This window comes from Avibacterium endocarditidis (assembly GCF_002921145.1).
In the GTDB taxonomy this organism is placed as follows: domain Bacteria; phylum Pseudomonadota; class Gammaproteobacteria; order Enterobacterales; family Pasteurellaceae; genus Avibacterium; species Avibacterium endocarditidis.
In genome coordinates, this window is record NZ_PQVI01000037.1 from 1 (window position 1) to 8,776 (window position 8,776).

9 protein-coding genes and 1 pseudogene are annotated in these 8,776 nt (G+C 41.8%); 6 read left to right on the forward strand and 4 right to left on the reverse strand.

The window, feature by feature from the left end; genetic code table 11:
- Positions 1 to 243: 243 nt before the first annotated feature.
- The 6 genes from C3Z13_RS03490 (at position 244) to recC (ending at position 5,873) form a co-directional block, all read left to right on the forward strand.
- Positions 244 to 768, forward strand: a complete 525-nt coding sequence (locus tag C3Z13_RS03490) for a type II secretion system protein (protein WP_103855008.1) — start codon at positions 244 to 246, stop codon at positions 766 to 768.
- Positions 769 to 1,488, forward strand: coding sequence for a PulJ/GspJ family protein (locus tag C3Z13_RS03495; RefSeq protein ID WP_103855009.1), 720 nt, complete (start codon positions 769 to 771; stop codon positions 1,486 to 1,488).
- On the forward strand, positions 1,485 to 1,688 hold the full coding sequence (locus tag C3Z13_RS12630; RefSeq protein ID WP_103855010.1) for a DUF2572 family protein: 204 nt from the start codon (positions 1,485 to 1,487) through the stop codon (positions 1,686 to 1,688). Before C3Z13_RS03495 ends, C3Z13_RS12630 begins: the two co-directional genes overlap by 4 nt.
- Before the next feature lie 133 nt (positions 1,689 to 1,821).
- Entirely contained in the window at positions 1,822 to 2,163 is a 342-nt protein-coding gene (locus tag C3Z13_RS12635) for a DUF2572 family protein (protein ID WP_103855011.1), read from the forward strand.
- Entirely contained in the window at positions 2,144 to 2,488 is a 345-nt protein-coding gene (locus C3Z13_RS03510; RefSeq protein ID WP_425427447.1) for a DUF5374 domain-containing protein, read from the forward strand. The genes C3Z13_RS12635 and C3Z13_RS03510 overlap by 20 nt, the downstream gene beginning before the upstream one ends.
- A complete protein-coding gene (recC, locus tag C3Z13_RS03515; RefSeq protein WP_103855012.1) occupies positions 2,457 to 5,873 on the forward strand; it encodes an exodeoxyribonuclease V subunit gamma in 3,417 nt (1,138 codons plus the stop codon). The genes C3Z13_RS03510 and recC overlap by 32 nt, the downstream gene beginning before the upstream one ends.
- 33 nt (positions 5,874 to 5,906) lie before the next feature.
- On the opposite strand, the gene C3Z13_RS03520 is transcribed toward recC, so the two are convergent.
- The 4 genes and pseudogenes from C3Z13_RS03520 to C3Z13_RS03535 all read right to left on the reverse strand — a co-directional run.
- Positions 5,907 to 6,725 (reverse strand): pyridoxal phosphatase, encoded by an 819-nt coding sequence (locus tag C3Z13_RS03520; protein ID WP_103855013.1) that lies wholly within the window; start codon positions 6,723 to 6,725, stop codon positions 5,907 to 5,909.
- Positions 6,726 to 6,749: 24 nt separating this feature from the next.
- Positions 6,750 to 7,446, reverse strand: a pseudogene (gene araD, locus C3Z13_RS03525) (L-ribulose-5-phosphate 4-epimerase).
- Positions 7,440 to 8,300, reverse strand: coding sequence for an L-ribulose-5-phosphate 3-epimerase (locus C3Z13_RS03530; RefSeq protein ID WP_103855014.1), 861 nt, complete (start codon positions 8,298 to 8,300; stop codon positions 7,440 to 7,442). Before C3Z13_RS03530 ends, araD begins: the two are co-directional and overlap by 7 nt.
- 45 nt (positions 8,301 to 8,345) lie before the next feature.
- Positions 8,346 to 8,776: FGGY-family carbohydrate kinase (locus C3Z13_RS03535; RefSeq protein WP_245872529.1), on the reverse strand; the 431-nt coding region annotated here is incomplete at its 5' end.

An 8,776-nucleotide genomic window follows, 5' to 3' on the forward strand; every position in this document is an offset into this window, starting at 1 on the left:
ATCCTTCACGACCCACCATCATCAATTTATCCCTTAAATTCTCATAACAATCTATCTTCCACCTCATTATTTTTAATCTATCACATTCTACGTTTTATTCTTATTTTCTGATTATTTTTGCGATCTCGATTCCAAAACGTTCTTCATTTCCTACTAAAAAAGCACCGCCCTTGTTAGGCTTGCGTATAGAAAATTACCGATAAACAAAGGCAAAAGTGCGGTTGAAAAATCCGCGTTTTTATTATGGCTAAAATGAAAGGCTTCACCCTATTAGAATCTCTTATCGTACTATTGATTTCCAGTATGCTATTGGTTACGACCTTGCCTGTATGGCAACAGAATCAGGAACAATGGTTGTTAAGCAAAGAGCAACAGCGCTTATATTTATTTTTCCGCACAATTCAACGGCGCGTGGAAAATTCGAATCAAGTATGGTTTTTAGTGGCGAATCGCGATCTAGCAAGTCAAAAATGGTGCATTGCGGCGCAAGTCAAAAGCGAAAAAATATGCAACTGTTTACAACCGCACTTATGTGTAGACGAGCTAATGGCGAATATTTATCAACCCTTGTTTCCAACGCAAACAATGATTAGCAGTAAACATTATTTTCCGCAAGAAATGGCTAGATTCAGCGGTATCCGCAACACCATTCAAGCGGACTGTTTCTTATTGCAAGCAGGGCAAGCGAAAACCTTATTTTCTTTTTTTAATGTGGGTAGCCTAAAGCTAAAACAGGCGAATTCGCTCAGTGCGTGCGGAGAGCCTTAGATGAACCGCTATTTAAAAGGGCAAAGTTTGCTAGGTTTGATGATCGCCTTGTCAGTATCTAGCTTGTTATTAATCGCCATCGTGAAATTTTATCAACATAGCCAATGGCAAATTCAGCAAATGAATGCACGGCTTTTTTTACAAGCCGAAATAGAAAGAACCCTACAATTAATCGGCAAAGATTTACGCCGCACGGGGGTTCGTGCAGCCGTTGGAAAGCGTAAAGTGGATAATTTTGCTTTGTTTGAGCAAGATGAACAAGGCACAAGCCTTGTTGTTAGCCAAGCCTCGGGAGAAAAACCGAATAGCTGTGTGTTATTTTTCTATGATTTGGATAATTCAGGTTGTATTGGCTCTACTTACACCAAAGGATTATGCGTCGAAAATGGTAAAAATCGAGCAAAAGAAATCGAACGTGAATTGTTCGGTTATCGCCTAAAGCAAAAAATGTTAGAAACGCGTTTAACTTACAAAAACACCGTTAAGCAAAAATGCACAAAAGAAGAATGCCAAACTTACACTCAGCAACCCGCTTGTGAGAAAGGTGGTTGGGTGGATCTGTTCGATGATCGTGAAATTGCGATCACCCATTTTTCTTTGCAGTGGCTAAAAGATTTGTTGCTTGTAGCACAGTTAAAAGGGCAACTCGTCAAACAACCGCATATTGAATATGAAAGCGAAATGGTCATTCCTTTGCTCAATCAAGGCGGTGCAGAATGAAAGCACAAAAAGGCATTGTTACCCTAACTCTATTGTTGTTGCTTAGTTCATTATTGATGATCGCAATGTTGTTTAATCAAGAAGAGCTGCATTTTTATCGAGCAATGAATGCGCAGCAAAAATATTATGCGGAAAATAATGTAGTGCTCTTGCCAATAAGCAGCGAAAATCTGCAACAGGAATGCGAAAATTACCCTTAGATTATGCGGATTCTGTCTATCGTCTTGAGTTTAAAAATCCAACAAAAAAACACCGCACTTTTGATGACCCCGCGCATTTTTGCTTGGTGCGAGCGAATAAGTTTATTTCAGAAAACGCCAAGTCGTGGCATAAGTGCGGGGGGAATTTTCGCAATATTTTGATCCTGAGATCACACCTTTGTTTGCCAAACTTTTACAGCAAGAAAATATCAGCAAATATCCCCTTTATTGGTTTTCTGAACACGAGAAGCATTGGGAAATCAACGGCAATATTTATGCGGTGATTGTGGCAGAAGGAGATTTAACTTTATCTGGCAAAGGGGAAATTCGTGGCGCAGTGATTACGAAAGGGCAATTACATCAAGGGGAAAATGTGAAATTGGTTTACAATAAGAAAACGCTACAAGAAGTGGTTCAGGCTTATCGTTTTTGGCGGCTAGCAAAAAGGAGCTGGTATGATTTCGAGCCTTTATAGACCGCTAAAATACAAAGGAATGAATTTATTTTCTTTGCTAATGACTTTAACCCTATTTAGTGGTATTTTTCTGTCCATTAATCAATGGCTCACGCACCAGCGGCAAAGTGCGGTGAAAATTTATCAAGATTTACAAGCCATTTCTATTGCGCATAATCAGCATCAGCGTCTGTTTATGGGGCTGAGTTGTCAAACTCAAATTGAAAATCAGCTTATTTTTCATCTTCATTGTCATAAAATAAAGTTACTGTGCGTTATCCCACAGGGGAAACCAGCTTATAAAAGGAAATTCTGTGCTAACCGTTTATTATTCCAATTTGCTTGAAACACAAAAAGAGATCCTACTGCATTTAATGAAAACAATGCCGTTGGACGATCCGTTGCAGTCGGAAATTATTTTGGTACAAAGTCCCGGAATGGCGCAGTGGCTGCAATGGCAAATTGCGGAAAAGCAAGGGATTTCAGCGAATTTACAATTTCCTATGCCAGCGACCTTTATTTGGCAGCTGTATCGCGATAATTTGTTTAATGTAACGCAGCAAAATCAATTTGCCAAAGAGCAGATAGTATGGCGCTTAATGCGATTGATTCCGCAATATTTAGCACAACCCGCCTTTGCACCATTGCGTGATTATCTCAATTCTGCACCGCAATCGGCACAACAAAAGTTGTATCAGCTGGCAGAAAAAGTGGCAGATTTATTTGACCAATATCTAGTGTATCGCCCAGATTGGATCAGTGCGTGGGAAAAAAATGCAGACAGCAGCATCGCGCAACAAATTGCGACACAGAAAAGTGAAGATAAACAACAGTTAGCCGATCAAATTACACGCCATATTGAATGGCAAGGCATTTTGTGGCGTGCATTAGTGGCTGAAATTCAACAGCAAAATGGCAGTGAAGAAGTTTGGCACAGGGCGCATTTACACCAACAATTTCTTCAGTTACTGGGTGAAAAAGTACCGCTAAAACTGCCAAAACGCATTTTTGTGTTTGGTATTTCAGCTCTGCCAAAAGTATATTTGGAAATTCTCAACGGCATCAGTGAGTTTTGTGATGTGCATTTATTTTTCACTAATCCTTGCCGTGAGTATTGGGGCGATATTGTCGATAAGCAATATTGGCAAAAATTACAACAGCGTTCCCGCACCGATCAACAAAGCCAACAATCTAACCCATTATTTTCTCATCAGCAAATTGCGCGACTAGAGCAAGAGCAGTATGAGCGCACTGCCGAGCAAGAAATGTTGCAAGTGGGTAACCCGTTACTTTCTTCTTGGGGCAAACAAGGGCGCGATTTCCTTTATCTGCTTACTGATCTGCAAAGTAATGAAATTAATGCCTATGTAGAATTGGCAGAAGACAGCTTATTACACCAAATTCAGCAACGCATTTTAACGCTTACGCCAACGGGTAGTGAGCCGCTGCATTTTGCAGCGCAAGATCCGTCTTTTTCCATTCACGCCTGTTATAGCGCAATGCGAGAAGTGGAAGCCTTGCAGGATTATTTACTGCATTTATTTAATCAAGATCCGAGCCTAACACCAAAAGATGTGGTGGTAATGGTGGCCAATATTGATAAATATACCCCTTATATTCGCGCAGTTTTTGAACAAGGTAAGCCTTACATTCCATTTTCTATTTCGGATAATAAATTGTCGGAAAATGATGTGATTGTGTCGGCTTTCATCAAATTGTTAAACCTGAAAGAAAGTCTGTTTAGCGCGCAAGATGTGCTGGATTTTCTCGATATTCCAAGTATTCGCGCCCGTTTTTATATTGAGCTTGAAGATCTACCTTATATTCATCATTGGGTGGAACATTCAGGTATTCGCTTTGGCTTGGAAAAATATCAGGGCGTAGCGCAAGAAAATTATAATGCGTGGAAAGCAGGGCTGGAGAGAATGTTGCTCGGCTATGCAATGCGTGAAGAAAATGGCATTTGGCAAGACAGCCTAGGTTTTGATAATAGTTACGGCTTAAAAGGGCAATTAGCAGGCTATTTAGCGGAATTTATTGAACAACTTTATCAATGGTATCAAACACTTTGCGGCGAACATTCTGTTGAGCAATGGCAGCAAGCTTTATTCCAACTGGTGGAAACCTTTTTCCAATTTGATGAAACGAGCCAAGAAACCCAATGGTATCTTAATGATTGCATTGAAACCTTTGCTGAACCTTTGGTCAATGTGCAATTTGAACAAACACTTGGCGCAGAAGTGGTGACGGAAGTGATGAGTGGCTATTTGCAAGAAAACCCGCATAACTTACGTTTTTTGGCGGGGAAAGTGAATTTTTGCACCTTATTGCCAATGCGTTCAATCCCATTCCGCGTGGTGTGCTTGCTTGGAATGAATGAAGGGGAGTACCCACGGCAAAGCACACCAAATAGCTTTGATCTTATGCAGTATCATCGACAGAAAGGCGATCGCTTTAAGCGCGATGATGATCGCTATCTGTTTCTTGAAGCGCTCGTTTCTGCACAAGATTATTTCTATCTCAGTTATGTTGGGCATTCAATCATTGATGATGAACCGAAAGAACCCTCTGTACTGGTAAATCAATTATTGGATTATGTGGCAGAAAACTTGCCATTGCCTGAGAATGATGAGGTCGAAAATCCGAATGAATATTGGCGTAAAAAATTGGTGATACATCACCCAATGACCGCTTTTAGCGAGAAAAATTTCAGTAAAAACCACCGCACTTTTGCGCGCAAATGGTTGCCATTAGTGAATAAAACTGCGCAGCAAGAACAGGGCTTTATTCAGCCGTTGAATAATGATCATCGGGTGCAAACAGTAGCGTTAAGCCAGCTTATCGCCTTTGTACAGCACCCGATCCGATTTTTCCTAGAGCAGATTTTAGGCATTCACCTGCAAAATGAAGAAAGCGCCTTAAGGGACACAGAAAATTTCGATTTCGATAACTTGGAACGCTATGCCATTAACCAGCAACTGCTTTATCTCAATGATGATGAATTTAGCCAATTTTTCCGCCAGTTACAAATTAAAGGCATAATGCCAAGGGGCGCTTTTGCTGAAGTGCAAGGGCAAAAACTGAGCCAAGATATTCGCGATCTGAAAAAAGAGGTGGCAGACTATTTAACGCAAGAAAGCCAAAGCGTGGCAGTGGAGCTGGATTTCACCCTGCCAACCCAAACTTTGCGTTTAACAGGCGTAATCAATCAGCTTTATCCTTTGGTTGATGGCACATCAAAGGGGAAAGTGGAGAGAGTAACTTGGCGTGTGGGGGGAAAAATCCGCGATAAAGATCTGATTGAAAACTGGATCTATTATTTAGTGCAATGTGCAACACAAGAAAATGTCGCTCCTGCTCATAGTTACGCTAAAGGTGAACAAGTGCGGTTTAAAACTCTGCAAAAAAGCACCGCACTTACCCAATTACAATGTTATCTAGAAGCCTATGTTCAAGCCCAACAATCCCCTTGCTTAGTGCTAACAACGAATCTGAGCCGTTATTTCAAAGCACTCAAAAATGAAAAAGGCACAGATGATGAAGAAGCCATTCAACAAAAATGCTTTGCCATCTTGTACGAAAGCATTTACGGTAGCGATTATGGCTTTAAGCAAGAAGATAAATACTGGCAACGCGTGCTAAGCGAACAAGAATTAGCACAACTGGACTTAAACGCAATGACCAGCATAATGCAGGATTGGTTTGGGTTGATGTTAGAAAGCTGTAAATAAAGAAAACCGCTGATCATTCTCAGCGGTTTTGTTTTAGCGTTTGAAATATTCGGCTAATACTTGAGCAATGCCAGCTTTATCATTGCTTGTGGTGGTGAGCTTGGCTTGATGTTTTACTTCATCTTCTGCATTGCCCATCGCCACGCCTAATCCCGCGGCGGTGAGCATACTGATGTCATTGTGGTTATCGCCAAACGCAATCACCTGTTGCGGTGCGATTTGCCATTGATTTAATACCTCTAACAATCTTGCCCCTTTGGTATTGCCTGCGTTGGCAATATCCACACGATCCACCCAAGACCATTCACAGCTAAATTGCTCAATCGGCAATTCTGCCACTACTTGGTTCATAATGTCTTTGCTTTGCGCACTAATCACGCACTTCCAGATTGGTTTGTCGTGATCGATCACATCTTGAATACTTTCTACTTTTCGCACTAAAGGACGGACATTTTCAGGACAACTGGCCACCCATTTCAGAAATTTTTCCATATGAGGATTTAGCTCCGCATAATTCATCGCATTGCGAGAATACATTAATAAATGGCAATGGTGCTTGGTTGCCGTATCATAAATTTGCTGCGCTTGTTGTTGCGAAAGTGGATTAGCAGCCAGCACCTTGTCATTTTGTACATCATAAACATAGGTGCCGTTGCAACAAATAATCGGCGTGGTTAAACCCAGTTCCACATAATAAGGAATCACCGCCGTATGATGTCGCCCTGTTACCAACAACACTTTAACACCTTGCTGTTGTAACGTGGCTATTGCCTGTTTATTTTCCGCAAGAATCTGCCCTTGCGAATTGAGCAATGTGCCATCTAAATCAAAAGCGACTGCTTGGTAGTTCATATTGTATTCCTTGTACTAGATTGATTATTGCCCATAATACGCATTCTTACCGTGTTTACGGAGATAATGTTTATCCAATAATTCTTGCTGCATTGGCGTTAAATTCGGGTTGAGTTGGCGGCTGAATAAATTCATATAACCAATTTCTTCTAACACCACCGCATTATGTACGGCATTATCTGAGTCAGTTCCCCAAGCAAAAGGGCCGTGGGAATGGACTAATACAGCAGGGACATCTTTCGCCTCAATTTTGCGATTACGGAAGGTTTCGACAATCACCTTGCCGGTTTCCAGTTCATACTCGCCTGCAATTTCTTCTGGCGTCATTTTTCTTGTACAAGGAATACTGCCATAGAAATAATCGGCGTGTGTGGTGCCCGCGGCAATTAAATCTAACCCTGCTTGTGCCCAAATGGTGGCGTGGCGCGAATGGGTATGCACAATGCCACCAATTTCAGGAAATTGGCGATATAATTCCAAATGCGGTTGCGGTATCAGAGGACGGTTTTTTCGTTCCCCACACGCGTTCGCCTGTATTCACATCCACAATCACAATATCATCGGCGGTCATGGTTTCATACTCTACCCCCGAAGGTTTAATCGCCACCAATCCTGAAGTGCGGTCAATTTCACTGACATTTCCCCAAGTGAAGGTGACTAAGTGGTGTTTTGGTAAAGCCAAATTGGCTTGTAAGACTTTTTCGCGTAATTCCGCTAACATGGGAAGCCTCCTTCTTGCATTTTTTGTTCAATAAAACGGCGTGCTTTGATGATTTCTTCAATCGGCTCTTGGGCTTTTTCTGTCCACATTTCAATCAAGAAAGCACCTCGGTAATTGAGTTCAGCAAGGGTTTTAAAGCAGGTCACAAAATCCACACAGCCCTCACCAAATGGCACATCACGAAATTGCCCTGCGCAGGTTTCAGTGACTTTATAAGTATCTTTCAAATGAATCGCAGAAATCTTGTCGATGCCTAATTTCAATTCCTCTACCACATTGTCATTCCAGGCAGACAGGTTGCCGAGGTCTGGATACACGGTAAACCAAGGGGAGCGGATAATGTCATCCCATTTTTTCCAACGCGTAATGGAGCTCATAAATTGCGTATCCATAATTTCCATAGAGAGGGTTACTTGATTACTTGCCGCCAACTCAACCGCCCATTCCATCCCTTGCTGAAAGCGCTCAAGCGTACTTTCATCTTGCTCTTCGTAATACACATCATAGCCTGCCAGTTGAATGGTGCGAATGCCTACATCTACCGCCAGCTGAATGGCTTTTTCCATGATTTCATAGGCTTTTTGGCGTGTGGCTTCATCGTGGCTGCCAAAGGGAAAGCGGCGATGCCCTGAAAGGCACATAGAGGGAATCGTCACGCCGGTATTGATGATAGCTTGCACCAGTTCAAGGCGCTGTGCTTTTGTCCAATCTAAGCGGCTGAGGCGTTCATCGCTTTCATCAATGGAGATTTCCACAAAATCAAAGCCACAGGCTTTGGCGATGGAAAGTCTATCTTGCCAGCTGATATGTTTAGGTAAGGCTTTTTCATAAATGCCTAATTTGTGTTTTCTCATTTTGTTTTCCTAATAAAATTAGTGAAATTTTGACCGCACTTTTATTTATAACAAAGATTGTAATGCGGAAACAAACTTCTGATAACGCTGATATTTTTTCTGATAAATAGCAAAGTTTTGCGTATTTGGCGTAAAACATTGTTGTTTCGCGGTGAATGGCATTGCACGCCCTTGAGTCCCCTCCATTGCCATCATTGCGGCACCAAGGCACCCTGTTTCTTCAATTGCTGGAACTTCAATTTTCATTCCCGTGAGATCAGCAAGCATTTGCATCCATACTCGCGATTTGGCTGGCCCACCGGTAATGCGTAGCACTTGCGTATTTGGAAAACGTTGCAACATTCGATCAAGGTGGTACTTCATACTGAATAGCACCCCTTCATAGATGGCTTGAAACAGGTGCATTTTGTTATGATGAGATTGGATCCCATAGAATCCAGATTTCATTCCTAGCCCTGCATTTGAGCCATATAAAA